Here is a 25,856-nt window from a genome sequence, read left to right as displayed (position 1 = left end):
TAAATGAAAAAAGCCCGCCACCGAGAGGTGACGGGACTTCTCGGTAAACGAATTAACCTACAGTTTGTAAATCTTGCAAACGGTATACATCCATTGGCAATTGAATTGCAAAAGCTTGGCATACAGCATCAGCACCGTTCAAGGTCGTTGTGTTATACACTTTCGCTTGAAGCGCTGAACGACGAATCGAGAACGAATCTTGTTGAGCTTGTTTGCCTTCAGTTGTATTGATAATGAGGTGAACTTCGCCATTTTTCAAGCGGTCCACGATATTAGGACGACCTTCAGTGACTTTATTTACACGTTCACACTCAATACCAGCAGCTTTAATAAACTCGTAAGTACCGCCAGTTGCAAGTACTTTGAAACCAAAGTCTACTAATTTTTTCGCAATACCAACAGCACGAGGCTTGTCTGAGTCACGCACAGAGATAAATGCATGCTTTACTTCGCCTTCTGTAGGAAGACCCGGTACGCGTTCATTCGAGCCTAACACAGCTTTGTAGAAGGCTTCACCAAATGTTTTACCTACACCCATGACTTCGCCTGTAGATTTCATCTCAGGGCCAAGAATAGGGTCAACACCCGGGAATTTGTTAAACGGGAACACTGCTTCTTTTACAGAGAAGTGAGTCGGGATGATTTCTTTCGTGAATCCTTGAGATTCTAAAGACTGACCCGCCATACAACGTGCAGCCACTTTCGCTAAAGACTCACCGATACATTTAGAAACGAATGGCACAGTACGCGACGCACGTGGGTTCACTTCTAGGATGTAAACGTCTTCGCCTTTCACAGCAAACTGTACGTTCATCAAACCAACCACGCCAAGCTCTTTCGCCATCGCAACAGTTTGACGACGCATTTCGTCTTGGATTTCAACTGATAGCGAATATGGAGGAATCGAACATGCTGAGTCACCTGAGTGAATCCCTGCTTGTTCAATGTGCTGCATAATGCCGCCAATCACAACGTCTTTACCGTCAGATACACAGTCTACGTCAACTTCGATCGCATCATCTAAGAAACGGTCAAGAAGAACAGGCGCTTCATTTGATGCTTGAACTGCATCACGTAAGTAGCGTTTAAGCTCTTCGTCGTTGTATACGATTTCCATCGCACGACCACCGAGTACATAAGAAGGACGTACCACAAGTGGGTAGCCTACTTTCGATGCTTCAGCCATACCTTCTTCAGCAGATTTTACGATGCTGTTGTTTGGCTGACGAAGTTGAAGACGTTGAATCATTTGTTGGAAACGTTCACGGTCTTCTGCACGGTCAATCGCATCTGGTGATGTACCAATAATTGGCGCACCCGCTTCTTCCAAAGCACGAGCCAATTTAAGCGGAGTCTGACCACCATACTGAACGATAATGCCTTTTGGCTTTTCAGTACGTACGATTTCAAGTACATCTTCCAAAGTGATTGGTTCGAAGTACAAACGATCAGATGTGTCGTAATCCGTTGAAACTGTTTCAGGGTTACAGTTCACCATGATGGTCTCGTAGCCATCTTCACGCATTGCAAGCGCTGCGTGTACACAGCAGTAATCGAATTCGATACCTTGACCAATACGGTTAGGACCACCACCGATCACCATGATCTTATCTTTGTCAGATGGGTTTGATTCACACTCGTCATCATAAGTTGAATACATGTATGCAGTGTCAGATTCAAACTCTGCTGCACAAGTATCCACACGTTTGTAAACTGGAGTCACGCCCAAGTTCCAACGGTGCTTACGGAATTGTTTTTGTGAAATACCCATCAAGTTCGCGATGCGAAGGTCAGATAAACCTTTACGTTTGAACGAACGAATGTTATTCGCATTCAAATCACCAAAACCTAGGGTTTTGATTTCATTTTCAGTTTTGATGATGTCTTCGATTTGGATTAAGAACCAACGGTCAATTTTGGTTGCTTCAAAAACATCGTCTAAGCTAAAACCGTGACGGAAAGCATCAGCTACATACCAAATACGCTCAGGACCCGGAACTTTAAGCTCTTGAAGAATCTTTTCGCGTGCGCCTTCAGCACCCACTTCGATTTTTTCGTCAAAACCAGAAACACCCACTTCAAGACCACGAAGTGCTTTGTTTACAGACTCTTGGAAGTTACGACCAATTGCCATGACTTCACCCACAGATTTCATCTGTGTCGTTAAAGTCGCGTCTGCTTGTGGGAATTTTTCAAAGTTGAAACGTGGAACTTTAGTTACCACGTAGTCAATTGCAGGTTCGAATGACGCAGGAGTAGTACCACCTGTGATGTCATTTTTCAATTCATCAAGGGTATAACCAACAGCCAGCTTCGCAGCGATTTTTGCAATCGGGAAACCTGTTGCTTTTGATGCAAGAGCAGATGAACGTGATACACGTGGGTTCATCTCGATGATCACCATACGGCCAGTATTCGGGCAAATACCGAACTGAACGTTAGAACCACCCGTTTCCACACCAATTTCACGAAGAACTGCTAAAGATGCATTACGCATCAATTGATATTCTTTATCTGTCAATGTTTGCGCAGGTGCAACAGTGATTGAGTCACCTGTATGCACGCCCATTGGGTCAAAGTTTTCAATTGAACAAACGATGATACAGTTGTCGTTTTTGTCACGAACAACTTCCATCTCGTATTCTTTCCAACCAATTAAAGATTCATCAATCAATAATTGTTTAGTTGGTGAAAGGTCGAAACCGCGTTCACAGATTTCAAGGAATTCTTCACGGTTATATGCGATACCACCGCCTGAACCACCCATCGTGAATGACGGACGGATAATCACAGGGAAGCCGAAGCGCGCTTGAATCTCTAAAGCTTCTTCCATGTTTTCAGCAATCGCAGCTTTTGGACATTCAAGACCAATTTTACGCATTGCTTCATCAAACAGTTTACGGTCTTCAGCTTTTTCAATCGCTTCTTTGGTCGCGCCAATCAATTCAACATTGTATTTTTCTAAAATACCGTTGGCATCAAGTGCAAGTGCACAGTTTAATGCTGTTTGACCACCCATTGTTGGAAGGACAGCATCTGGACGCTCTTTTTCAATGATTTGCGCAACAGTCTGCCAAGTGATTGGCTCGATATAGGTTGCGTCTGCCATCGCAGGGTCGGTCATAATGGTCGCTGGGTTAGAGTTAACCAAAATAACACGGTAACCTTCTTCACGAAGGGCTTTACACGCTTGCGCACCTGAGTAGTCAAACTCACATGCCTGTCCAATGACAATCGGACCTGCACCAATAATTAAGATGCTTTTAATGTCTGTACGTTTAGCCATGATCGCTTCCTTAATTACTTCTTAGATGCTTCGATAAGTTCGATGAAATGATCGAACAATGGTGCGCAGTCATGCGGACCAGGGCTTGCTTCAGGGTGACCTTGGAAGCTGAACGCTGGCTTGTCTGTACGATGAATCCCTTGAAGAGTTTGATCGAACAAAGACTTGTGCGTAGCTTTTAAGTTTGCAGGAAGTGTTTCTGCATCCACTGCGAAGCCATGGTTTTGAGAAGTAATCATCACCGTACCATCTTCGATGTTCTGTACTGGATGGTTAGCACCGTGGTGACCATGCGGCATTTTCACCGTTTTAGCGCCAGAAGCGAGTGCAAGAATTTGGTGACCTAAGCAAATACCAAAGACAGGTAAGTTGCGAGCGTCTTCTACAATTGTTTTTACAGCTTTAATTGCGTAGTCACATGCAGCTGGATCGCCAGGGCCGTTCGATAAGAACACGCCATCTGGATTCAACGCAAGTACGTCAGCAGCAGGAGTTTGTGCAGGTACCACAGTGAGTTTACAACCGCGGTCAGCAAGCATACGTAAGATGTTGGTTTTGACACCGTAGTCGTATGCAACAACATGGAATTTAAGTTCAGGTTGTGTAAAGCCTTTGCCTAAAACCCAAGAACCTTCGGTCCATTCGAAGCCTGTTGGGTCACAGCATTCTTTCGCTAGGTCTAAACCATTTAAACCACCAAAGGCACGAGCTTTTTCTAAAGCTTGTTCTTCAGTAATATTTTCACCAGCAAGGATGCAACCATTTTGTGCGCCTTTGTCACGTAGAATACGAGTCAATTTGCGTGTATCAATATCCGCAATCGCAACGACATTATGTTCTTTTAAGTATTCGCCTAAAGATTGCGTTGATCGGAAGTTGCTATGCAATAAAGGTAGGTCACGAATGATCAATCCATTGGCCCATACTTTATGAATTCGACCTGACTCAGCGTCTTCATCATTACAACCTGTGTTACCGATGTGTGGGTAAGTTAGAGTCACAAGTTGTTGTGCATAACTTGGGTCAGTCAAAATTTCTTGATAGCCAGTCATGGCAGTGTTGAAAACGACTTCACCAGTCGTACTACCCGATGCACCAATAGACGTTCCTTTAAAGATCGTACCATCGGCAAGGGCTAAAATTGCTGGGGTGCTCAAACCAAAGCTCCTGAAATTTAGGCTGTAAAAAAGCGAGTAGACGAAAAAAAAGGAAGGCTATCTAAAAACCTACCCTCCCTATGTCTGCTCGCTTGAACTTAACACGGCATTATACGCAACTGCACTATTAAAGTCCATGCCAATAACAAGGAATAAATAATATAAAAGACTTGTATTTTGAGGCGAAAGCTGTTTTTAAAGTTTTGTGAGGAAAATGTAACAACAAATAATTGTCTGACAAATCAAAATCTAAATTTTATCAAATCACGTTAAGCTGTCACTGTCTATATAACAACAGGAATAAAATCATGACTGAACCAAAAGCTGAACCAAAAAGAGTAGCTAAACCAAAGCCTGCGCTGAAAGAAGTCGTCGCAGAAAGTACTGAAAAGCTAGAGCAAGTGGCAAAAGAAGCATCAGAGCAAGTCACGGAAGCTGTAGTTGAGAGTAAAGAAAAGCTTGAGGCAGAAGCAAAGCAGTTGAATGCCAGTGTGCAAGAACAATTGCGTCAGTTTAAACAAGAATTGTTGCAGCGTTTAGAAACCATTAAAGGGCAGTTGGCAAATTCTCAAAAAGATATCTCAGAACTAAAAGAGTTTGTAAAAACTGAGTTTACTGCAGTTTTAGATGATTTAACTAAACTGGGCAAAGAGCTAAAAGGTGATGTCAGTGAAATTTCGGTGAAGCATAAAGATCAGTTAACAGAAACCTTTAAGCGCTCTAAAGAACATACGCTTGAGGCTTGGAATAAAGTTTCAAGTAAATAATGGTCTTTGTGCTGACTTGAATCGAAATATATCCATAAAAAAGTGAGGTCAATGCCTCACTTTTTTATATGCTTAGTTTGTGTATAGCTTAGAACTGATGTAGCCAATCACGTTTGTTGTGAAAGTCGGCTTGTTGACCGCTATGCTGCATGGCATAGAACTGTTCACCTTGTGAGGTATTCAACACTGCAGATAAGCCTAGATATAGGTCAGCCCATTTCAGTTTGTGTTGCAACATAAACTCAGTCAGATCAATACTGACATTTAAACCATAGTGGGTGCGCTTCAATTGATTGAGTTCAATATCGTAAGCGACCTGTGGTGGCATATCTTCAGGATAACGATATTCCTCAAACTGATAGGCTTGCCAAGCTTGAGAAGGGGAGAGATTAATCTCGCGATAGTAGTCTTCGCCTTTTACCCCGATAAAGACTTCAAAACAGGTGTTTTCCCATAAAAAGTCTTGACGAGGATTTGAATTCACGACTTCGGGCCAGTGCATGTACACATTAGGGTCGCGTAGCCAAAAGCCGATATTGAGGGTATACGGGCTTTGTTGTTCGATCGCACCGACAAGCGAAATTGCTTGAAAACGACGATCAAATGCACTGAGTTCGTAACTTGCCATAAAAAAATTACAACTATTTTGCTGCGTGTGCGAAACGAACTAAGTTAGACAATTTGGCATTTTGTTTCGCCGCTTTTTTGTAAAGCAATGCAATTTTACCAATCGTTTGTACTACTTCTGCACCCGTAGTAGATGCAATTTCTGCAATGATTGCAGCACGTTCTTCACGGTCTTCGCCCGCGATTTTGACTTTAATCAATTCGTGGTCATTTAAAGCGCGTAAAATTTCTTCAACGACATTTTCAGTCAGACCTGAACCGCCGAGCATAACTACAGGGTTTAAAGCATGTCCGATTTGACGCAAACGCTTGCGTTCCTGAATGGATAAAGTCGCCATAAAGATAACCTAATTTTAAAAACGGCTTAGTATAACAAACTGCGCAATTAAACGCTTTATATTCTGTGGAAATAATCGATTTAGATAATAGAAAAAAACATCTAAAACCCAAGATTTGGATACAGATGTATACTGCAAGCCTAGAGAATTTAACGTACAATTAAGTTTAAGAAATTTTAATGTTTTAGAGAGATATGGCAACACGCATTACCAACCAAAAGTTATCCAAAAGTAGCCGTGCGTGGATGAGAGAGCATCTCGATGACCATTTTGTGAAAAAAGCGCAAAAGGAAGGTTATCGTGCGCGTGCAGCTTATAAGTTACTTGAAATTCAAGAAAAATATAACATTATTCGTCCGGGCATGACCGTGGTTGATTTGGGTGCAGCACCTGGAAGTTGGTCTCAAATTGCAGGGAGATTGGTCGGTGATAAAGGATTGGTGGTTGCATCAGATATTTTGGAAATGGATGCTCTGCCAGATGTGACCTTCTTACAAGGTGACTTTCGCGAACAAGAAGTATTCGATAAATTGTTAAATATTTTAGATGGACGTAAAGTAGACGTTGTAATTTCAGATATGGCCCCCAATACATCAGGTAATAAGGCTGTTGATCAACCGCGCCAAATTTACCTATGTGAGCTAGCTATCGATTTTGCAACGAAAGTGCTCGGTCCAAATGGTCAATTTGTTGTAAAGGTATTCCAAGGTACAGGCTTTGACGAATTCCGTAAGCAAGTAGTCGATAACTTTGATGTGTTAAAAACAGCAAAACCTGCTGCATCACGTGCCCGATCGAAGGAAGTATTCTTAGTCGGACAAGGCCGTAAGAAGGCTTTCAAATAAAGTTTACTTGCCAAGTCGTTAAAAATTGTGCATTTTGTACCTTTTTATATTTTGCGAAGCTGATCTTCAGCAGAAACTTTAAGGTCACCCGCTAGGGCATGATCAAATTAGATTGATATGGGAATAAAGCTTTGAGCGATCTCTTCAAGAATGCCATATTGTGGCTAGTGATACTGGGTGTACTGATCCTTATTTTCAGTAACGTCAGTAGCAATGAAAAGCCGACAGCAATGAATTATTCAGAGTTTGTTGCTGCGGTGAATGCTGGTCAAATTAAGCAAGTGACAATTGATGGCGAACGAATTCATGGCCAAAAATCAAATGGTTCAGAGTTTGAAAGTATTCGTCCTGCGGTTCAAGACCCAGAGCTTATGCCTAATCTGATTAAAAATAACGTTGTCGTTGAAGGTACAGCACCACAACGCCAAGGTTTATTGATGCAACTTTTGATCGCAAGCTTCCCAGTACTTTTAATCATTTTGTTATTCATGTTCTTTATGCGCAACATGGGTGGCGGAGCTGGTGGTAAAAACGGTCCAATGAGTTTTGGTAAGTCAAAAGCTAAAATGTTGGCAGAAGACCAAATTAAAGTCACATTTACCGATGTGGCTGGTTGTGACGAAGCAAAACAAGAAGTTGTTGAAATTGTTGATTTCTTAAAAGATCCATCAAAATTTAAACGTTTAGGTGCAACAATTCCTAAGGGCGTATTGATGGTGGGTCCACCGGGTACAGGTAAAACTTTACTTGCAAAAGCAATTGCAGGCGAAGCGAAAGTGCCATTCTTTAGTATTTCGGGTTCTGACTTTGTTGAAATGTTCGTGGGTGTGGGTGCGTCTCGTGTCCGTGACATGTTTGAACAAGCGAAGCGCCATGCGCCATGTATCATCTTTATTGATGAGATTGATGCTGTGGGTCGTCACCGTGGTTCAGGTACAGGTGGTGGTCACGATGAGCGTGAGCAAACCTTGAACCAAATGTTGGTTGAAATGGATGGCTTTGAAGGCAATGAAGGGATTATCGTCATTGCTGCAACAAACCGTGCAGACGTACTAGATAAAGCTTTACTTCGTCCAGGTCGTTTTGACCGTCAAGTTATGGTCGGTCTACCAGACATTAAAGGTCGTGAGCAAATCTTAAATGTTCACATGAAGAAATTGCCTTCAGTGACTGGTGTCGATGTACAAGTACTGGCACGTGGTACACCGGGCTTCTCAGGTGCGCAATTGGCAAACCTTGTGAACGAAGCTGCACTTTTTGCTGCACGTCGTAACAAGAACACTGTCGATATGCATGATTTTGAAGATGCAAAAGACAAGTTGTATATGGGCCCTGAACGTAAGTCGATGGTGATTCGTGAAGAAGAACGTCGCGCAACCGCGTACCATGAAGCGGGTCATGCGATTGTGGCTGAAATTCTACCGGGCACAGATCCTGTGCATAAAGTGACCATTATGCCACGTGGTTGGGCGTTGGGTGTAACATGGCAGTTGCCTGAACATGATCAAACCAGCCACTATAAAGACAAAATGTTGAATGAACTTTCAATTTTGTTTGGTGGTCGTATTGCCGAAGAAATCTTTATCAACCAAATGTCGACAGGTGCTTCAAACGACTTTGAACGTGCAACTAAAATGGCACGTGCGATGGTCACTAAGTACGGTATGTCTGACAAACTTGGTGTAATGGTGTATGAAGATGATTCTCAGCAATCATTCATGGGAAGTATTGGTAGCCGCACCATTTCTGAAGCAACTCAACAGCAGGTTGATGCTGAAGTCCGCCGTATCATTGATGAGCAATACCGTGTTGCACGTGACATCTTGGAAAATAACAAAGATATCGCGCATGCGATGGTGAAAGCCTTGATGGAATGGGAAACGATTGATCGCGAGCAAATTCGTGACATTATGGAAGGCCGTGAGCCACAACCACCGAAAGTGTATGTTGCAGAAAATCCTGTGATTGATGTAACACCAACAGATGGTCCAAGCACACCACCACCGTTGCCATCAGCAACTTAAGATTTAAATCTTGAAATAAAGGACCACCTTCGGGTGGTTTTTTATTGTGCATATTTTTGATGTTTTAAAGAAAAATAAGCACACAGCTCTGCTACACGCGTTAAGATAATCCTAGTTGAACTGGAGTAAATTAGATGCAATTGATGGATTTACCAAAGAAAATCCTACATTGTGGTGAGCTATCACTCGATTTGTCGGTACCGCAGGTGATGGGTATTCTGAATGTGACGCCAGATTCGTTTAGTGATGGTGGAGAACATAATGGTAAAGTGCAGGCGATTGCACATGCGAAGCAAATGATTGCAGATGGAGCAACGGTGATTGATGTAGGGGGCGAGTCCACACGTCCAGGTGCATCTGTGGTTGAGGTCGAGGAAGAAATTCGTCGTGTTGTTCCAGTGGTGGAAGCCTTGGCTGAACTTGATGTGGTTATTTCGATTGATACTTCTCAACCTGAGGTGATTCGAGCCGCTGTTGCCGCTGGTGCGCACATTTGGAACGATGTCAGAGCTTTGACACGCCCGAAGGCATTAGAGACTGCTGCTGAGCTGAATATTCCTGTAATTATTATGCATATGCGTGGTGAGCCGACCACCATGAATGGCTTAGATCACTATGATGATGTCACTCAAGATGTAATAACGGAGCTTTCCCAGCGTGTGGACGATGCCTTAAAAGCAGGGGTGCGGCCAGAAAATATTATGATTGATCCCGGTTTTGGCTTTGCTAAAAACGCAAAGCAGAACCTTAAACTTTTAAAAGAATTTCATCAACTGAACCAACTGGGTTATCCTATTTTGTCCGCATTGTCACGAAAACGCTTTATCGGCGAAGCTTTAGGTGGGGCTGATGCAAGGCAACGAGCTGTGGGTTCTGTAGCAGGACATTTAATGAGTATTCAACAAGGTGCGTCTATGGTACGTGCCCATGATGTCAAAGCGATGAGCGATGCGATTAAAGTTTGGAATGCAATGAACTTAGCTTAGCAGAAAATGCAGTAATGATAGCTTGAGCTATTAGCGCAGTTGACCTGAAGCATTTATTTAAACAAGCAGGATCTTGGGGTTCTGCTTTTTTATTTGGTGATTTGTTTGGTTTATGTTATACAGACTCGTTTTTTAAGTTTCTCGTTTTGAGTGCCTGTATGTTTGCAGATTTACTTCTCCCTATGTTTGATGATGAATACTATCCAGATATTCTTGTTGCCGAAGTGAAACAACATGTTGAAGCTTTTGCCAAGAAAATTGTGAAAGCAAAGTCTGAAGATGATATTTATCAATATGCCAATGCAACTGTCGCTGAAATAAATGAAATGAAGCCCCATTTTGAAGATCTGGATTCATCTTTGGATGATACTGCTGCAGACTTTATTGCAGAAGCCATGATGATGGTGGTGCAAGGTGCAGGTTATATGGATATTGAAATGGAAGAGTTGGTGGTCAATAGAGAGTGGTGAATCACTCTCTATATTCTTATGTTCGTGAGATAGACTGGATGAACGAAAGGTTTAAAGTTCATCTAAAAGGTCACTTAGATGACAGCTTTGATTTAGGTGCTCATTTTCAATTGCATCAACCGTCATCACATATTGATCTTGAATCATTTCAGCATTTGCACTGAGATTCAGCCAAAACTTTGGATAAGTTTTTATGAGTGTGCGTATGTGTTGTTCATCACGTGTATGGTTAAAACTTAATTTAAACTCTGCATCTACAGATTTACACGCATGTAAGTAAAGCTGTTGGTCTTTTTCAATGATGGTCCCTGCGAACAGATCATAAAATTTTTCAGTATTTATCTCTGAAGTCTTTGTTTCTGCGTGAGTGATGTTTGAAAGGCTCAGGATTAAAGTAATAAAGCTTAGAATTTTTTTCATATTGTTGTGGTTTAGTGATTTTGATTTATAAATTATAGGTATAAAAAAACCAGCATTATGCTGGGTTCTTTTATTGCACCATCTTAATTGTTTTAAGAATGGTGCCCGAGGCCAGACTCGAACTGGCACGCTTTGTGGGCGGGGGATTTTAAATCCCCTGTGTCTACCGATTTCACCACTCGGGCATGAGCGCAATAATAGATGAGGAAATAAATATTGGCAAGTCTATTTGTGCTTATTTGCTTTCTTTTCAATCAATTCAGCAGTTTATGTTTAAAAACTAGCACAATCATCTGTACTGCACTCGTTCAGGCTTCATAAAAATGTCATCGACTTGAGATATGCATGTCATCTTTTTCGCATAAATTTCAAGTCCATATCGTCTTTAGGCTATCCACATGACAAAAAAAATGAACCGCCGAGAACTGATTCAAAAAACTTTGGCTGGATTTGGAGCGTTATCTTTACCGATTTCACTGACTGCATGTGGAGGAGATGATTCAGATTCCGACACACAGCCGACAACTCAAGCACAGTTTTTACATGGGGTGGCAAGTGGAGACCCCTTACAAACGCAGGTCATCATTTGGACTCGTTTGACGCCTAGCGATACCAGTGCACGTTTAGAAGTACAGTGGGAAGTAGCAAAGGACACGGACTTTAAACAAATTGTAGCAACTGGGACGGTGCTGACCACTGCCACACAGGATTTTACCGTGAAAGTCGATGCCACTGGCTTAGTTGCAGGGCAAGGTTATTTCTATCGTTTTAAATATGCTTCAAATTATTCGATGATCGGACAAACCAAGACTTTAGCAGATGAGGTGCAAGCCGTTCAATTTGCAGTTTGTTCATGTTCAAACTATCCAGCGGGTTATTTCCATATTTATAAAGAAATGTCAAAACAGGATGTGGATGTTGTCATTCATTTGGGAGATTACATCTATGAGTATGGTATGGGGGGCTACGCAACAGAAGAAGCAGTAGCGATGGGACGTGCGCTGGCGGATGATAACAACTTAGAAATTATTCACTTAGATGACTATCGTAAACGTTATGCCTTATATCGCTTAGATCTAGACTTACAAGCTGCACATCAACGCCATCCGTTTATTGTGGTATGGGATGACCATGAGTTAGCCAATGATACATGGAAAGATGGTGCTGAGAACCATCAGTCAGACACAGAAGGTGATTTTGCAGAACGTAAATTTGCCGCGCTGGCTGCGTATTTTGAATGGATGCCGATCCGTCCGCTTTCTGAAAAAGATCATTTAAATATTTATCGCCAGTTTAACTTTGGTAATTTGGTGCAGTTGAATATGTTGGATACGCGCATCTTGGCGCGGAGTAAACAGTTAGATTATGCGGACTATTTAACCGCATCGGGTTTGGATGCTGTACGCTTTACTACAGATATGCAAGACCCAAATCGAACGTTACTCGGGTTGAATCAACGCGCATGGTTAACACAGCAACTTGCGAGCTCAAAAGCCACATGGCAAGTTTTGGGTCAGCAGGTGTTGATGAGCAAAATGCTCGTTCCAGCCGAAATGTTACAAGTACTCAGTGCAATCAGTAGTGGCGCGGTAACTCCAGAAGTTTTGGTGCAGGTGAATCAACTGATTAAAGAATTGGTCGAAATAAAACTGCGTTACTTAAATAATGACCCTTCTTTAACGGTAGAGCAGTTGTCTCGTATTAAGACTGTGGTTCCTTACAATTTAGATGCGTGGGATGGTTATGCAGTTGAACGCGAGACGTTGTACGGCACACTGCAGTATTTGAATAAAAAAGTTGTGGTCTTGGCTGGTGATACACATAATGCATGGGCATCGGACTTACATGATTTAACAGGGCAGTTTGTAGGCGTGGAGTTGGCGACAAGCTCAGTTTCCTCGCCCGGTATGGAAAAGTATTTGTCTATTCCGATGCAACAACTCAAAGAGTTTGAGTTTGCTTTTACAACCTTGATTGATGAGCTGAATTATTGCAATTTAAATCAGCGTGGCTATTTGAAAGTCAGTTTTACTGCTGAGCAAGTACAGGCAGATTGGATATTTGTTGATACCATTAAGCAAAAAGAATACAGCGTAGATGAAACACGATCATATCAAGTGATACTGGATCCAAGCTTATTGCCAGTCGGCAGTTTAAAGCAAACGGCATAAATGCTGTCTATAAAAAACCGAGCATCATTGCTCGGTTTTTTTATAATTTTTCATCAATATAACTATCCAGATCGAGATGTTTGATCTGTTTGCAATAAGCCTGTTCATACTTGAGAAGTTTTACATATAAATCTGCTTCATGTCCCAATTGTATTTTTCTGGCTTGGTAATGGCTAGATTGACTCGAAATTAGACGTAATTTAAGGCGCGATTTGACCGTTTGCTTGTAGGCCCAAAAGCAGATGCGTCTAAGTTGTTGTAGTTGATAATGCTCAAGCGACTGGCTATGGTCACGAAATAAATTCTCTTTATAGAAGCGGACAAAACCAAAGTTAACGCCAAAATAAAACAAGATCCACATCAGCAAACTGCTTTCAGTGAACATTAAATTCAGCCCACTCAAGAGAATTACAACTGCAAGCTTGATTGGTGCGTGACGTAACAGTTGATAGAGCGAGTGCGATGAGTGTTTAATTTGTTTAATGACAAAGGGTAGCACCCACATTAGTACCAATAAAATACTAATAATGGCATAGCTCTGACTTTGAAATGCATCCAACTTTTCCAGATGATTTGAGAAAAAATTTTGTAAAATAAGGCTGATCGGAATAAAAATCATCACCGCCAAGACCCAAGGAACGAGTTCTCGCCAGTCATCTAAAATACCACGTGTTTTGATTTGGCTATACAATAAAAAATTGCGCTTAAATGCAGCAGGGTAAAGGGTCTCTAATTGTTGCAGTAACAGTTGGACTTGTTTAGATTGCATCGTCAAAAAAAGAGCGTATGAAAAAATAGCCTTTACTATAGAGGATTTGCGTCGTTATCGTGCAAAAAAATACGATAATCAGAATATTCAGTATGAAATGATGAAGAATTTAATTTTTTCATGCCAAATTATGCGAAAATAGACGATTCAATTTTTTTGTCTAAGGGCAGTTCATGACTGATCAATCTCCTGAATCTTTAAGTGATATCGAAATTTTAGACATTTTGCAGTCTATGAAAGACGATGTGCTTGATACAGAGGCAAAAGAAGAGATCCGTAAAGGGGGGAAAGCAGGTCGTCAAGAAGCACATAAACTTGCGATTGTGGCTTTGAACCAATCTTTTGAAAGTAAGTTTGTTGAAGCTGTAGCTTTGGCATTGGGTCTTAATGATGCCCAAGCCAAAAAAATTCGCTACAAGAAAGACCGTATTCGCATTTTAAAAGTGCGTGGTATCGACTACATGGCAATTGATGGCGCGGAAACAGCACAAGTCTTGTCACAAGTTGCGCAGGCGATTGTACGTGAAGATGCAACCGTGACCCATGATTTACACAACATCTTCCCATTTTGGAAAGAAGGCTGGCCAATGGTTCAGTTTGACAGTGCCTATAAAATCTTAGCTGAAGATATTACCATTCATTATCAAGCGACTTTAGATCAATTACTTGAATTATATGGTCGTTAAGATCGCAGGATTAAAAGCACCTTCGGGTGCTTTTTTATCGACTAGTATTTAGGAGTTGAAAATCCACGCCAATAGTAGGCTGATAGGCCAAATAAAAAGTCGCCACCATGTGATGAGTGGATTCCAAAAATATTGTCCAAAAGACAGAGTATCGTTAAAGCTTCGTTGTCCACGTTCATAAGCATAAGGTGTGATACGCCATGCCAAAATCAGTAAAACAACAGCAGCAACAATCAGTAAGGTGTGACTGTACTGGAAAAAATAGTAATAAATTAAATACAGTGCAGAATAAAAAAAGGTACATGCCAGCACAGCAGGCAATGAAAAAGACATGAGTTTGACTCTATTTGTATAGTTATTTCAACGTATTATAAATGAAAAAATACCCGATGTGATCCATCGGGTATTTATGTGTGAAGATGATTCAAAATGGTGTGTTTTGAATCATTGCATGCTGTTTATTTAGCCCAGAGTTGAATAGAGTGGGAAAATACCAAAGATCACTGCAGTGACGAGCATCACTAAACACGTAATGATTGCCCATTTGATGGTAAATTCTTGGTGTTCACCAAAGTTAATACCGGCTAATCCACAGAGTAAATAAGTCGATGGCACCAAAGGTGAAAGTAAGTGTACGGGCTGACCGACAATCGAAGCGCGCGCCATTTCCACAGGGCTGATACCATAGTGTCCAGCGGCTTCAGAGAGCACAGGCAGTACACCAAAATAGAAGGCATCATTCGACATAAAGAAAGTCAGTGGCATACTAATCACCGCCGTGATTGGCGCTAAATATGGTCCCATACTTTCAGGAATAATGGCAACCAGTTCTTGAGACATGGCTTCAACCATACCTGTACCAGATAGAATGCCGGTAAAAATACCTGCTGCAAAGATAATCCCGACTACAGCTAAGGCACTGGCAGAGTGGTTACCCACCAAACGCTTTTGCATATCCAAATCAGGATAGTTCACCACTAATGCAATACACAGTGCAACCATGAATAGAATTGCTGCAGGCAATAGTCCCATCACTAGGCAGACCATAAGTACTAAGGTCAATAGTGCATTGAACCATCTTAAGTGTGCGCGGTTGGCTTCAGGTTCTTGTGAAATTTGAATACTGTCACCATGGCTAATGTCTAATTCCACAATACCAATACGCTTACGTTCCATACGACCATACATAAAGCCGAGGAAGTATAGCCATCCAATAGCAACGAGCATTGGCAAAATCATAGGAACAAAGACATCATTTGGATCGACATGTAATGCGGTTGCTGCCCGCGCTGTTGGTCCACCCCATGGCGTTAAGTTCATGATGCCGCTCGCAAGCATCATTAAACAAGCCATGATTAAAGGGCTCATACCAATACGCTTATACAGCGGTAGCATTGCAGCGACACAGATCATGTAAGTGGTTGAACCATCACCATCTAAAGACACAATTAAAGTTAGGGTAATGGTACCGAGGGTCACTTTTAAAGGATCGCCTTTAACCTGCTTTAGAATCCATTTTACTGAAGGATCGAAAAGCCCAGTGTCGATCATGATGGCAAAATACAGGATAGCGAAAAGTAACATCACACCAGTCGGTGCAAGTTTTTTAATGCCTTCCATCATCATATCGCCAAGTTCGGCAATATTAAATCCAGCTAAATTATCAACAAAGAGACTTAAAACATAAGTAAGTAAAGCGAAAATGATAGGGATTAGAGTTAGGGCAACGAGGGCGCTCAGACGTTTAGACATGATTAAGTACATGAAGCACATAATCATGCCTAAACCTAATATGGTCAGCATGAATCAATCCTTTGAACGTGTTAAGTCTGTTTATTAATCAAGTGATAGCGATAGTATGCAATTCAACAGAATTTTTAAATGCTCTTAAACAAATGTGGTTTTCCATTCTATTTTTCTAAAAAATAATATATATCTATAAAGTATGGTAGAGATACTTAATTTGTATAACTCAAAAGATGCTTTGAGTATTTCAAAAAAAAACCTTGCACTGGAGGCAAGGTTTTTTATTAAAAGAAGAGTAGCTTATTCTTCATCACTTTTACTTTCAGATGTTTTGATTTCTTCAAGTAGGCGTGTGACTAAGAGTTGGTCAATTTTAAAATGATCGACATCCACGACTTCAAACTTAAAGCCTGCATATTCAACAGTGTCGGCAGGACGTGGAATTTTTCGCAGACGGTACATCATAAAACCTGCAAGCGTTTCATAATTCTCTTCATCTGGCATTTCATCAATTTCAAGTGCGTGCTTAATATCTTCAATGGGTGTACTGCCATCAATCAACCATGAATTATTATCGCGTTTAATAATTTGTTGCTCAGCCTCAATAGGTGTAACCCAGTCACCCATCACGGTAATCATAATGTCTGAGAGGGTAATCACACCTACGACCAAAGCATATTCGTTAATCACGACTGCAAACTTTTCTTTGGTGGAGCGGAAACGGTCTAATAACTCAGATAAGGTTAATGTGTCTGGAATGGTGAGTACATTACGAATGGTACTTTCGTTGAGTTGCAGTAAAGATTGATTATTTAGAATACGGACTAGAATGTCTTTGGCATCGACATAGCCAATCACATCGTCAATATTTTCACTGCAAACAAGAAATTTAGAATAAGGATATTGAGCTAATTTTTGGCGAATACTTTCTTCAGGTTCATTCAACGTAAAGTAAATGACATTTTCACGAGTGGTCATACTAGATGGAACATTTCGTTCTTCTAGCTCAAATACGTTTTCAATGAAATGGTGTTCTTGCTTTTGTAGGACTCCCGCTTGCGCACCAGCATCCATCACCGCAGAAATATCATCAAAGGTAATGTTATCATCCCGTGTCGTGTTGACCTTAAACAGGCGGAACAGCAAATTGGCCACTGCGTTAATAATCCAAGCAAGTGGCTTACAGACTTTAATAAAAACTTGAATCGGGTTGATCACCGCAATCGAAATTTTCTCAGGTGCAATCATAGCCAAACGTTTTGGCATGAGGTCTGCAAACAAAATGAACAGGGAGGTAACTAAGGTAAATGACAATGCAAAGCTAATGGTTTCCGCCCATGGTCCTGTATAAAAACGAGAAACAAAGGTCATGAAATAAGGACGAAAAGCCCCCTCACCTAAAATACCGCCCAAGATCGCCACTGCATTTAAGCCAATCTGCGAAGCAGCAAAGAAGTCGGCAGAATTTTCTTGTAAATTCAAAACTTTCTGTGCTCGATCATCGCCAGACTCAGCCAAGATTTTTAGCTTGACTTTACGTGCTCCTGCTAGTGCTATTTCTGTCAGAGACAAGAAACCCGCCCCAGCAATTAGGACTAGAATGATAACTATGTTTTGAAAAAGGCTCACGGAATCCACCTGTGATTCATCGTTATTATGAATATTTTTAACACAAAAAATGAAGGCAGTAATAAATTACTGCCTTCTATCATACCTGAGTATTGGTATGAAAATGAATTATTTAGAACTTGAATGCTTAATAATGTGAGAATTGTGAGTTATTGCCCAGAAACTCACGATTTTCTTCCTCAATCATTTGACGTGCCACATATAAAATGAGTTGTCTGAGCCAACGGTGCGCAGGATGATGATGGAGTAGAGGACACCATGCCATCTTGAGCTCAAACTCTGGAATGTAAAACGGAGGGTCTTTGATGAGTAGGCTTTGGCTCTTGGCTTGTAAGCGTGCAATACGTGTTGGTAAGGTTGCAACTAAGTCGACATTAGATGCCAGTAGAGCAGGCATTTGGTAGTGGCGAGTAAAGACCGAAATTTTACGCTTTTGCCCAATCCGTTCCAAAGCTTGGTCAATCCAGCCGAGTCCAGCTTGTTTTTCAGGGTTGACGCCGAAACCAACGCCCATACCAGTTTTAGAGACCCAAATGTGTTGAGCATCTAAATAGCTTTTTAAGTTCAAATTGCCAGCAGCAGGGTGTTTACTGTTAAGTAGGCAAGAGAAACTGTCACGCCAAACAAGAACTTGGTGGAAGCTTTGTGGAATTTCATTGAAGCGGTTGATGGCTAAATCGACTTTCCCTTGTTCCATGTCGCGATAGGACACGTCACTTGGGGTTAAAAAGTCTAAAACGACGTTGGGTGCTTCAGAGCGAAGCGCTTTCACGAGACGAGGAACCAAAGTTGCTTCAGCATAGTCCGAAGTCATAATACGGAATACGCGATTTGAGGTATAAGGACGGAACTCGGTACGAGGTTCCAAAATCATGGAAAGATCGGAAAGTGCGTCGCGAATGCGCGGTTGTAATTCTAAAGCACGTTCTGTGGGAGTCATCCCTTCGGAAGAGCGAATCAGGAGAGGGTCGTTAAATAAGTTACGAAGGCGACGTAGGATATTACTCATAGCTGGTTGGGTGACACCCAATTGTTCAGCAGCTCGGGTTACATTTTTTTCACGTAAGAGTACGTCCAAGTAAATTAATAGGTTTAGATCAACCCGCTCCAGATTCATAAAAAAAATACCGAGAATAAAATCATGAAATTGTTTGCATTATGCCATAAGCCATCGGGCTTGTGTGAGAAACTGATGAAAAAAAAAGCATCAAAGTGTATTCGGAATTCTTCTTAAAAGGTGCGCTAAATAGAATGTTTTTAATCTGAAAATCTATTGGAATTTGGGTCAATATTTAGATTGGGAAGGCACGATGGTTGATGGTAATTTAGGCAAAAAAAATAGCTTGAAATTACTATTATTAGTGGAATAAATGTGTGAAAAATACACTTTATCCCAAGCAAATGGTTTTTGTTATTTGAGCTAAATGAAACATTGATTTCTAGTTTAAACTGTTTTTTTGAACTGCCGAGACTTAAGTCTAATGAAGAAATATTGAACTTAATGTTTAAATTTAAAGCATTTTATATTTTATATAAAATAATAAATAACATGCACTTAAAGTGAATTGAGTAAAATATAATTCGACTTTTATCTACCCATTTTTTAAATAAATACCGAAAATTAATGCAGAATATTGGATTAATTTTTTCTGCCAATCTAATCTGTATTCATCGCAACGAAGCGCTCTAAATCTAAGCAAAAGCTCGAGGGTCTGATTTTAGCCATTCGTTGAAGAAAATCCTAATATTATTACAGGAAATATCATGACTACATACCAAACAGCGATTGATGCAATCCGCGAATTAAAAGCAAAATTCGGTAGCACTTGGGCAGACATCAGTCCTGAAGATGCTGCGCGTATGCAATTACAAAACCGTTTTAAAACTGGTTTAGACATTGCTAAATACACAGCTGCGATTATGCGTCGTGATATGGCTGCTTATGATGCTGATTCTAGCAAATACACTCAATCTTTGGGTTGCTGGCACGGTTTCATCGCACAACAAAAAATGATTGCGAACAAAAAATACTTCGGTACAACTGAACGTCGTTATATCTACCTTTCTGGTTGGATGGTTGCTGCACTTCGTTCAGAATTTGGTCCACTTCCTGACCAATCTATGCACGAAAAAACTTCAGTACCTGCTTTGATCGAAGAAATCTACACTTTCCTTCGCCAAGCTGATGCGAAAGAACTTAACGATTTATTCCGTGCACTTAAAAAAGCAAACGAAGCGGGTGATACTGCTAAAGCTGCTGAAATCACTGCTCAAATCGACGGTTTCCAAACTCACGTTGTGCCAATTATTGCGGACATCGACGCTGGTTTCGGTAACGAAGAAGCGACTTACTTACTTGCTCGTAAAATGATTGAAGCTGGTGCTTGTGCACTTCAAATCGAAAACCAAGTATCTGACGCGAAACAATGTGGTCACCAAGCTGGTAAAGTAACAGTTCCACACGAAGACTTCATCGCTAAAATCCATGCATTACGTTATGCATTCTTAGAAATGGGTCTTGATGACGGTATCATCGTTGCGCGTACTGACTCTGAAGGCGCTGACTTAACTCAAAAAATCCCAGTGGTTAAAGAGCCAGGTGACATTGCTTCTCAATACATCAGCTACTTAGACACAACTGAAATTGACATCGCTGATGCTCAAGAAGATGAAATCTTGATCAAGCGTGATGGTAAATTACACCGTCCTAAGCGTTTAGCTTCTGGTTTATACCAGTTCCGTGCTGACACTCAAATTGACCGTGTTGTACTTGACTGTGTATCTAGCCTTCAAAATGGTGCGGATCTTCTTTGGATCGAAACTGCAACTCCAAACGTTGAAGAAATCGCTCACATGGTTAACCGTGTACGTGAAACTGTTCCAAATGCTAAGCTTGTTTACAACAACAGCCCATCATTCAACTGGACTTTAAACTTCCGTCAACAAGCTTACGACCGTTGGGTTGCTGAAGGTAAAGACGTTTCTGCTTACGACCGTGCTAAATTAATGAGCGCTGAGTACGATGCAACTGAATTAGCTGCTGATGCTGATGAGAAAGTACGTACATTCCAAGCTGATGCTTCTCGTGAAGCGGGTGTGTTCCATCACTTGATCACACTTCCTACTTACCACACTGCTGCTCTTTCTACTCATGAGCTTGCACAAGGTTACTTCGGTTCTGAAGGTATGTTGGCTTATGTTGCTGGCGTACAACGTAAAGAAATCCGTGGTGGTATCGCTTGTGTTAAACACCAAGCAATGGCGGGTTCTGACATCGGTGATGATCACAAAGAAATCTTCTCTGGTGACAACGCTCTTAAAGCGCACGATGATGCTAAAAACACAATGAACCAATTCTCAGCTCACTAAGCTTTGACTTGATTCAAAAAACCCTGCGAAAGCAGGGTTTTTTTATGGTTGGTGATTTTAATTGTGATTAGATATCAACTGAGCGATCAGATTTGAAATCTTAAGGGATTAATATAAATAGCCATACAATAAAGATCATACTCAAAGAAACGAATTGTGCAGCACTGCCCATATCTTTGGCATTTTTTGAAAGTTCATGACGTTCAAGAGAGATTCGATCCACCACGGCTTCAATTGCCGAGTTGAATAGTTCAACAATGAGCGCCAGTAAACAGACTGCAACCATTAAAGCTTGTTCAAAACGGCTCACATCACATAAAAAGCTCACAGGAATAAGAATGAGATTAATCCAAAGAACTTGACGAAAAGCAGCTTCATGGGCAAAAGCGGCTTTGAAACCAGAAAGAGAATATTGCGTTGCATTTAAAATGCGTTTAACGCCAGAGCTACCTTTAAATGGGGAATATAGAGTCATAGCTGCCATTATTTTAAAATTTTAAACACAATACCCAAGTTATATTAAAAGTCGCTTAAAGATGTGATGAATGCCGTTGTGCTTTTAGATAAAGCTAGATAAAGAGTGTAGAACCATATACTCATATTTTTATTTTTTACCGAATGCCATTGAAAAACGAAGCGAGGCGCGCTGAGCAGAAAATATAATCTAATTGCTTCGGGAATGTAAATAACGAGCTTCTTTGCTTCTAAAAGCTGTGAATTGCTTTATAACCGAGAGCTGCGTAATTAGTGAAAATACAATCTAAACTTGCTTTAATAAATGTTTAAAACGTTGCCAGTGTATCTTTCTCTTATTTATAACCGAGATTGTACACCAGTCTAAAAGGGGGGAATCGTTTTCAGCGAGAAGGATATAAAGATGGACTGTTAGCCTTATGGCATGCACATGACCATAAAGTCGGATGGTGTTGCTTGTTGTATGTTGGATTCGATTTAAGTCTGGTTAGGTCGTACCTATTTTTTGCTCTCGATGCCCGATAATCAGTTATACAGCCTGAATGTATTCATTATTGATGGGGTATTGTAGCTACGACTGTACCGTTTTTATTATCCTGCTGATTGTCAGCTAAGCCTAGAGGCCTTGTAAGCGATAGCGCATTTTTAGCCTTTTGCCCTCAAAGTTTAGTTAGTGTTGTGTCGTTAGTATTTGGATTAAACATGTCAAATTCATGCCTAACTACAGAAAATTAGTGGTTGTCATCAAATGGTCAAAAATATTTCTTCATAGTTTCTTCATATTTCGCTTTAATGTTCTCTTTCATGTTGTTAGGTCTTGTTTTTTAATGATTCGTCATGGAAGATCATGCATGTAGTTACATGAAGTTTTTAGATTCAGACCCTAACCCTAGAGTAACACCATTCCATGCTCTCTAAGTTTTTTATTCATCGGCCAATCTTTGCAGGTGTGCTCGCAATTATTGTCATGGCATTTGGTTTGTTTGCCACCTTTCAGTTGCCTGTGGAACGTTATCCAGATATTGCACCGCCTAGAATTACGGTAGGTGCAACATACACAGGGGCATCGGCTGAGACTGTAGAAGAAAGTGTCACTCAGGTCTTAGAACAACAAATAAAAGGGATTGATCATTTACTTTATTTTAGCTCCAGTAGCGATTCAAATGGTCGTAGTCGAATCAGCATTAGCTTTGAAAATGGTACCGATCCTGATACTGCTCAGGTTCAAGTACAAAATGCGGTCAATGGTGTGATTAACCGTTTACCTGAAGATGTACAGCGTCAAGGGGTTAATGTTTATAAGTCTTTGGGCGATACGCATATGGTGATTGGTCTATATGACCAAACAGGAAAAAGCAATAATATTGAGTTGTCAGATTATATGATGACCCACTTAGAGCAAGACTTAGCCCGTATTGATGGCGTTGGAGAGGTTGATGTTTTTGGTTCTCAGTATGCTATGCGTATATGGCTCAATCCACATAAACTACGCCAATATGGACTGATGCCCAGTGATATTCGTGCAGCGGTTGAAGCGCAAAATACCCAAGTTGCGGCAGGGGCAATCGGCGATTTGCCAACCCTATCAGATCAATATTTGAATGCTAAAGTGACATCTGGAACACGGTTAAAAACTGTTGAAGAATTTGAAAACATTATTGTGAAATCGAACCGTGATGGCGGTTTTATCTATTTAAAAGACGTGGCTCGGATTGAACTGGGCGCGGAAAATTACCAGTCGTTTAATACCATTAATGGGTTTCCTTCAGCTGGGATTGGGATTTCTCTGTCCTCAGGTGCCAATGCCTTAGCAACGTCTGCATTGATTAAACAAGAAGTTGCCCGCTTGTCTTCTAAACTGCCTGAAGGTTATCAAATTGTTTATCCACGTGATAACACACCTTTTGTGCAAGAGTCGATTAAGGAAGTCGTCAAAACACTATTTGAAGCGGTGCTTCTGGTGATTGTGGTCATGTTTGTATTTTTACAAAACTGGCGTGCAACACTGATTCCGACCATTACAGTACCTGTCGTGATTTTAGGCACACTTGCTATTTTATACGTACTTGGGATGAGTATTAATACCTTAACACTATTTGCATTGGTCTTAGCGATTGGTCTTTTGGTGGATGATGCGATTGTGGTAGTGGAAAACGTTGAACGGTTGATGCATGAACAGAATATGAGTGCAGAGCAGGCCTCTATTACATCTATGCAGGAAATCAGCGGAGCATTGATCGGGATTACTTTGGTGTTAACTGCTGTATTTATTCCCATGGCATTTTTTGGTGGTTCAACGGGAGTGATTTATCGTCAGTTTTCCATCACTTTAGTGGCGGCCATGGCACTGTCTTTATTGGTGGCATTGGTGCTTACTCCTGCCTTATGTGCTCTCATTTTAAAACCGAATGATAAATCTGCCCGCTGGGCAACGTGGTTCAACTTAAAGCTAGATCAATTAAAACAGCATTATTTACGATTAAGCACTCAGACGATTCAACACAGTAAAATCATGTTACTCATCTTTGTGGCACTCATTACCGTGTTTGCGTTGTTTTACCGGGCTTTGCCGACCAGTTTTATTCCAAGTGAAGATCAAGGTATTTTAAGTGTGCAATTTAAATTGGCTGATGGTGCACCACTGAGTCAAAGTCGTGTCGTTGGAGAAGAGATTCGCCAATATTTCTTAGACCAAGAACAGGCCAATATCAATTTGGTAATGATCCGTTATGGGCGTAACTTCTCGGGGACAGGACAAAACTTGGGTCAAGGCTTTATTGCACTCAAACATTGGGATGAGCGTAAGGGGAAGGACAACTCAGCGCAAGCGATTCGAGAGCGTGCAATTGCTCATTTTAATGCACATCGAAATGCACAAATTAATATTAATTTGCCGTCATCGGTGAATGGTTTGGGGCAAACCGATGGTATGGAGTTCTGGATCCGAGACATTAATGGTGAAGGTCGTGCTTATTTAGAAGCACAGTTCAAGGCTTTGCAGGAAGCATCCAAGCAGTACTCTAGTTTTAGCAATTTAGATAAACGTTCTAACCCCGATAAAGCTGAACTCAAGGTTGATATTAACCAACAGCAGGCATTAGCCAATGGGCTTAGTCAAACTGCGATTAACAGTACCTTGTCGAGTGCATGGGGTGGAACTTATATCAATGATTTCATTGACCGTGGTCGGATTAAGCGGGTGATTATGCAGGCTGATGCCGCGTTCCGTTCTAAACCTGAAGATCTTCAGGCTTGGACGGTGCGCAATGATCTGAACCAAATGATTCCATTTAGCAATTTTTCCCAAGTATCTTGGAGTGGTGGTCCTGAAGTGGTAAATCGTTTTATGGGTTATACCGCCCTAGAAATGGAAGCAGATACCGCCAGAAACGTCAGTTCGGGTCAAGCCATGCAAGATGTCCAGAAAATGCTACAAGCACATGAGGGGATTGATCTGGCTTGGAGTGGTTTATCTTATGAAGAAAATAAGTCTAATAACCAAGCATTGCTCCTGTATTTGGTCTCCATCGGCTTTATTTTTTTATGTTTAGCAGCACTGTATGAGAGTTGGAGTATCCCAACGGCAGTGATGAGTGCGATTCCATTAGGGATTGGTGGTAATATTTTGTTTAGTTATCTGACGGGCTTTCCAAATGATATTTATTTCCAGATCGCATTACTCACCACGATTGGTTTATCCTGCAAAAATGCGATTTTAATTGTGGAATTCGCCTCATTGGCACAGCAAAAAGGTCAAACAGCAATTCAAGCTGCATTAGAAGGGGCCAGCCTACGTCTACGTCCGATTTTAATGACATCTTTGGCTTTTGGGGCAGGTGTGACTCCTTTGGTTTTTGCCTTTGGTGCAGGGGCGGCAAGTCGTCAGGAAATTGGAGTAAGTGTACTCGGTGGAGTGATTTTTGGAACCGTGCTGGTATTGTTGTTTATACCTTTAATGTATGTTCTGGTTCGTCATGTGTTTCATGGGCGAACTCAGCAGGATGAAGTCTAAGTCCAAGCCGAAACATGTATAGAGTTTAATATGCATAGCGGATCTTTAAACTGTAGCCACAGGAAGCTCCAGATATTTAA

At 41.1% G+C, this 25,856-nt stretch carries 20 protein-coding genes and 1 tRNA gene; 9 read left to right on the top strand and 12 right to left on the bottom strand.

Features of this window, described 5'->3' with window-relative positions; translation table 11 throughout:
• Positions 1-52: 52 nt before the first annotated feature.
• Positions 53-3,286 carry a carbamoyl-phosphate synthase large subunit gene (carB, locus tag B9T36_RS02870; RefSeq protein ID WP_086208055.1) on the bottom strand — a complete coding sequence of 1,078 codons (3,234 nt, stop codon included), beginning with the start codon at positions 3,284-3,286 and terminating at the stop codon, positions 53-55.
• Positions 3,287-3,300: 14 nt separating this feature from the next.
• Positions 3,301-4,443: a glutamine-hydrolyzing carbamoyl-phosphate synthase small subunit gene (carA, locus tag B9T36_RS02865; protein WP_086208054.1), complete on the bottom strand. Its 1,143-nt coding sequence runs from the start codon at positions 4,441-4,443 to the stop codon at positions 3,301-3,303.
• 308 nt (positions 4,444-4,751) lie between these two features.
• Between carA and B9T36_RS02860 the strand changes: the two genes are divergently transcribed.
• The gene (locus B9T36_RS02860) at positions 4,752-5,210 is read left to right on the top strand and encodes a hypothetical protein (RefSeq protein WP_086208053.1); all 459 of its coding nucleotides are present in this window, start codon (positions 4,752-4,754) and stop codon (positions 5,208-5,210) included.
• An 88-nt stretch (positions 5,211-5,298) separates the two neighbouring features.
• Here the strand turns inward: B9T36_RS02860 and B9T36_RS02855 are convergent, their stop codons facing one another.
• The gene (locus tag B9T36_RS02855; RefSeq protein WP_086208052.1) at positions 5,299-5,838 is read right to left on the bottom strand and encodes a DOMON-like domain-containing protein; all 540 of its coding nucleotides are present in this window, start codon (positions 5,836-5,838) and stop codon (positions 5,299-5,301) included.
• A 13-nt stretch (positions 5,839-5,851) separates the two neighbouring features.
• A complete protein-coding gene (gene yhbY / locus B9T36_RS02850) occupies positions 5,852-6,175 on the bottom strand; it encodes a ribosome assembly RNA-binding protein YhbY (RefSeq protein ID WP_086208051.1) in 324 nt (107 codons plus the stop codon).
• A 194-nt stretch (positions 6,176-6,369) separates the two neighbouring features.
• On the opposite strand from yhbY, the gene rlmE reads away from it, so the two are divergent.
• From rlmE to B9T36_RS02830, 4 genes are all read left to right on the top strand, one after another.
• Positions 6,370-7,020 (top strand): 23S rRNA (uridine(2552)-2'-O)-methyltransferase RlmE, encoded by a 651-nt coding sequence (gene rlmE / locus B9T36_RS02845; RefSeq protein ID WP_086208050.1) that lies wholly within the window; start codon positions 6,370-6,372, stop codon positions 7,018-7,020.
• Positions 7,021-7,151: 131 nt separating this feature from the next.
• On the top strand, positions 7,152-9,044 hold the full coding sequence (gene ftsH / locus B9T36_RS02840; protein WP_086208049.1) for an ATP-dependent zinc metalloprotease FtsH: 1,893 nt from the start codon (positions 7,152-7,154) through the stop codon (positions 9,042-9,044).
• 134 nt (positions 9,045-9,178) lie between these two features.
• Positions 9,179-10,030 carry a dihydropteroate synthase gene (folP, locus tag B9T36_RS02835; protein WP_086208048.1) on the top strand — a complete coding sequence of 284 codons (852 nt, stop codon included), beginning with the start codon at positions 9,179-9,181 and terminating at the stop codon, positions 10,028-10,030.
• 158 nt (positions 10,031-10,188) lie between these two features.
• On the top strand, positions 10,189-10,500 hold the full coding sequence (locus tag B9T36_RS02830; RefSeq protein ID WP_086208047.1) for a DUF5713 family protein: 312 nt from the start codon (positions 10,189-10,191) through the stop codon (positions 10,498-10,500).
• 51 nt (positions 10,501-10,551) lie between these two features.
• Here the strand turns inward: B9T36_RS02830 and B9T36_RS02825 are convergent, their stop codons facing one another.
• Positions 10,552-10,920, bottom strand: a complete 369-nt coding sequence (locus B9T36_RS02825; protein ID WP_086208046.1) for a hypothetical protein — start codon at positions 10,918-10,920, stop codon at positions 10,552-10,554.
• A 99-nt stretch (positions 10,921-11,019) separates the two neighbouring features.
• Positions 11,020-11,105 (bottom strand) — tRNA-Leu (locus tag B9T36_RS02820).
• 213 nt (positions 11,106-11,318) lie between these two features.
• Here B9T36_RS02820 and B9T36_RS02815 point away from each other — a divergent pair.
• Positions 11,319-13,091 carry an alkaline phosphatase D family protein gene (locus B9T36_RS02815; RefSeq protein ID WP_086208045.1) on the top strand — a complete coding sequence of 591 codons (1,773 nt, stop codon included), beginning with the start codon at positions 11,319-11,321 and terminating at the stop codon, positions 13,089-13,091.
• Between the two features lie 40 nt (positions 13,092-13,131).
• Here the strand turns inward: B9T36_RS02815 and B9T36_RS02810 are convergent, their stop codons facing one another.
• Entirely contained in the window at positions 13,132-13,860 is a 729-nt protein-coding gene (locus tag B9T36_RS02810; RefSeq protein ID WP_086208044.1) for a hypothetical protein, read from the bottom strand.
• Between the two features lie 173 nt (positions 13,861-14,033).
• On the opposite strand from B9T36_RS02810, the gene B9T36_RS02805 reads away from it, so the two are divergent.
• Positions 14,034-14,546: a hypothetical protein gene (locus B9T36_RS02805; protein WP_086208043.1), complete on the top strand. Its 513-nt coding sequence runs from the start codon at positions 14,034-14,036 to the stop codon at positions 14,544-14,546.
• 48 nt (positions 14,547-14,594) lie between these two features.
• Here B9T36_RS02805 and B9T36_RS02800 read toward each other — a convergent pair whose 3' ends face one another.
• The 4 genes from B9T36_RS02800 to B9T36_RS02785 all read right to left on the bottom strand — a co-directional run bounded on the left by B9T36_RS02800 (position 14,595) and on the right by B9T36_RS02785 (position 19,038).
• Complete coding sequence (locus B9T36_RS02800; RefSeq protein ID WP_086208042.1) at positions 14,595-14,879, bottom strand: hypothetical protein; 285 nt, start codon at positions 14,877-14,879, stop codon at positions 14,595-14,597.
• Between the two features lie 129 nt (positions 14,880-15,008).
• Positions 15,009-16,349, bottom strand: a complete 1,341-nt coding sequence (locus B9T36_RS02795; RefSeq protein WP_086208041.1) for a CitMHS family transporter — start codon at positions 16,347-16,349, stop codon at positions 15,009-15,011.
• A gap of 243 nt (positions 16,350-16,592) precedes the next feature.
• The gene (locus B9T36_RS02790; RefSeq protein ID WP_086208040.1) at positions 16,593-17,921 is read right to left on the bottom strand and encodes a hemolysin family protein; all 1,329 of its coding nucleotides are present in this window, start codon (positions 17,919-17,921) and stop codon (positions 16,593-16,595) included.
• 127 nt (positions 17,922-18,048) lie between these two features.
• The gene (locus B9T36_RS02785) at positions 18,049-19,038 is read right to left on the bottom strand and encodes a LysR family transcriptional regulator (protein ID WP_086208039.1); all 990 of its coding nucleotides are present in this window, start codon (positions 19,036-19,038) and stop codon (positions 18,049-18,051) included.
• A gap of 647 nt (positions 19,039-19,685) precedes the next feature.
• On the opposite strand from B9T36_RS02785, the gene B9T36_RS02780 reads away from it, so the two are divergent.
• The gene (locus B9T36_RS02780; RefSeq protein WP_086208038.1) at positions 19,686-21,290 is read left to right on the top strand and encodes an isocitrate lyase; all 1,605 of its coding nucleotides are present in this window, start codon (positions 19,686-19,688) and stop codon (positions 21,288-21,290) included.
• Positions 21,291-21,390: 100 nt separating this feature from the next.
• On the opposite strand, the gene B9T36_RS02775 is transcribed toward B9T36_RS02780, so the two are convergent.
• Complete coding sequence (locus tag B9T36_RS02775; protein ID WP_086208252.1) at positions 21,391-21,765, bottom strand: diacylglycerol kinase; 375 nt, start codon at positions 21,763-21,765, stop codon at positions 21,391-21,393.
• Between the two features lie 906 nt (positions 21,766-22,671).
• On the opposite strand from B9T36_RS02775, the gene B9T36_RS02770 reads away from it, so the two are divergent.
• Positions 22,672-25,776: a multidrug efflux RND transporter permease subunit gene (locus tag B9T36_RS02770; RefSeq protein ID WP_086208037.1), complete on the top strand. Its 3,105-nt coding sequence runs from the start codon at positions 22,672-22,674 to the stop codon at positions 25,774-25,776.
• Positions 25,777-25,856: the final 80 nt, after the last annotated feature.

It is taken from the genome of Acinetobacter sp. ANC 4204 (assembly GCF_002135205.1).
Lineage (GTDB): Bacteria > Pseudomonadota > Gammaproteobacteria > Pseudomonadales > Moraxellaceae > Acinetobacter.
Note: the sequence above shows the minus strand (reverse complement) of the source record. Positions and strands in the feature narration are given on the sequence as shown.

Bases quoted from the DNA above. Each gene is read 5' to 3' on its own strand.
- carB (WP_086208055.1), bottom strand. From the start codon at position 3,286: ATGGCTAAACGTACAGACATTAAAAGCATCTTAATTATTGGTGCAGGT.
- B9T36_RS02860 (WP_086208053.1), top strand. From the start codon at position 4,752: ATGACTGAACCAAAAGCTGAACCAAAAAGAGTAGCTAAACCAAAGCCT.
- B9T36_RS02855 (WP_086208052.1), bottom strand. From the start codon at position 5,838: ATGGCAAGTTACGAACTCAGTGCATTTGATCGTCGTTTTCAAGCAATT.
- yhbY (WP_086208051.1), bottom strand. From the start codon at position 6,175: ATGGCGACTTTATCCATTCAGGAACGCAAGCGTTTGCGTCAAATCGGA.
- rlmE (WP_086208050.1), top strand. From the start codon at position 6,370: ATGGCAACACGCATTACCAACCAAAAGTTATCCAAAAGTAGCCGTGCG.
- folP (WP_086208048.1), top strand. From the start codon at position 9,179: ATGCAATTGATGGATTTACCAAAGAAAATCCTACATTGTGGTGAGCTA.
- B9T36_RS02830 (WP_086208047.1), top strand. From the start codon at position 10,189: ATGTTTGCAGATTTACTTCTCCCTATGTTTGATGATGAATACTATCCA.
- B9T36_RS02825 (WP_086208046.1), bottom strand. From the start codon at position 10,920: ATGAAAAAAATTCTAAGCTTTATTACTTTAATCCTGAGCCTTTCAAAC.
- B9T36_RS02815 (WP_086208045.1), top strand. From the start codon at position 11,319: ATGACAAAAAAAATGAACCGCCGAGAACTGATTCAAAAAACTTTGGCT.
- B9T36_RS02810 (WP_086208044.1), bottom strand. From the start codon at position 13,860: ATGCAATCTAAACAAGTCCAACTGTTACTGCAACAATTAGAGACCCTT.
- B9T36_RS02805 (WP_086208043.1), top strand. From the start codon at position 14,034: ATGACTGATCAATCTCCTGAATCTTTAAGTGATATCGAAATTTTAGAC.
- B9T36_RS02800 (WP_086208042.1), bottom strand. From the start codon at position 14,879: ATGTCTTTTTCATTGCCTGCTGTGCTGGCATGTACCTTTTTTTATTCT.
- B9T36_RS02795 (WP_086208041.1), bottom strand. From the start codon at position 16,349: ATGCTGACCATATTAGGTTTAGGCATGATTATGTGCTTCATGTACTTA.
- B9T36_RS02785 (WP_086208039.1), bottom strand. From the start codon at position 19,038: ATGAATCTGGAGCGGGTTGATCTAAACCTATTAATTTACTTGGACGTA.
- B9T36_RS02780 (WP_086208038.1), top strand. From the start codon at position 19,686: ATGACTACATACCAAACAGCGATTGATGCAATCCGCGAATTAAAAGCA.
- B9T36_RS02775 (WP_086208252.1), bottom strand. From the start codon at position 21,765: ATGACTCTATATTCCCCATTTAAAGGTAGCTCTGGCGTTAAACGCATT.
- B9T36_RS02770 (WP_086208037.1), top strand. From the start codon at position 22,672: ATGCTCTCTAAGTTTTTTATTCATCGGCCAATCTTTGCAGGTGTGCTC.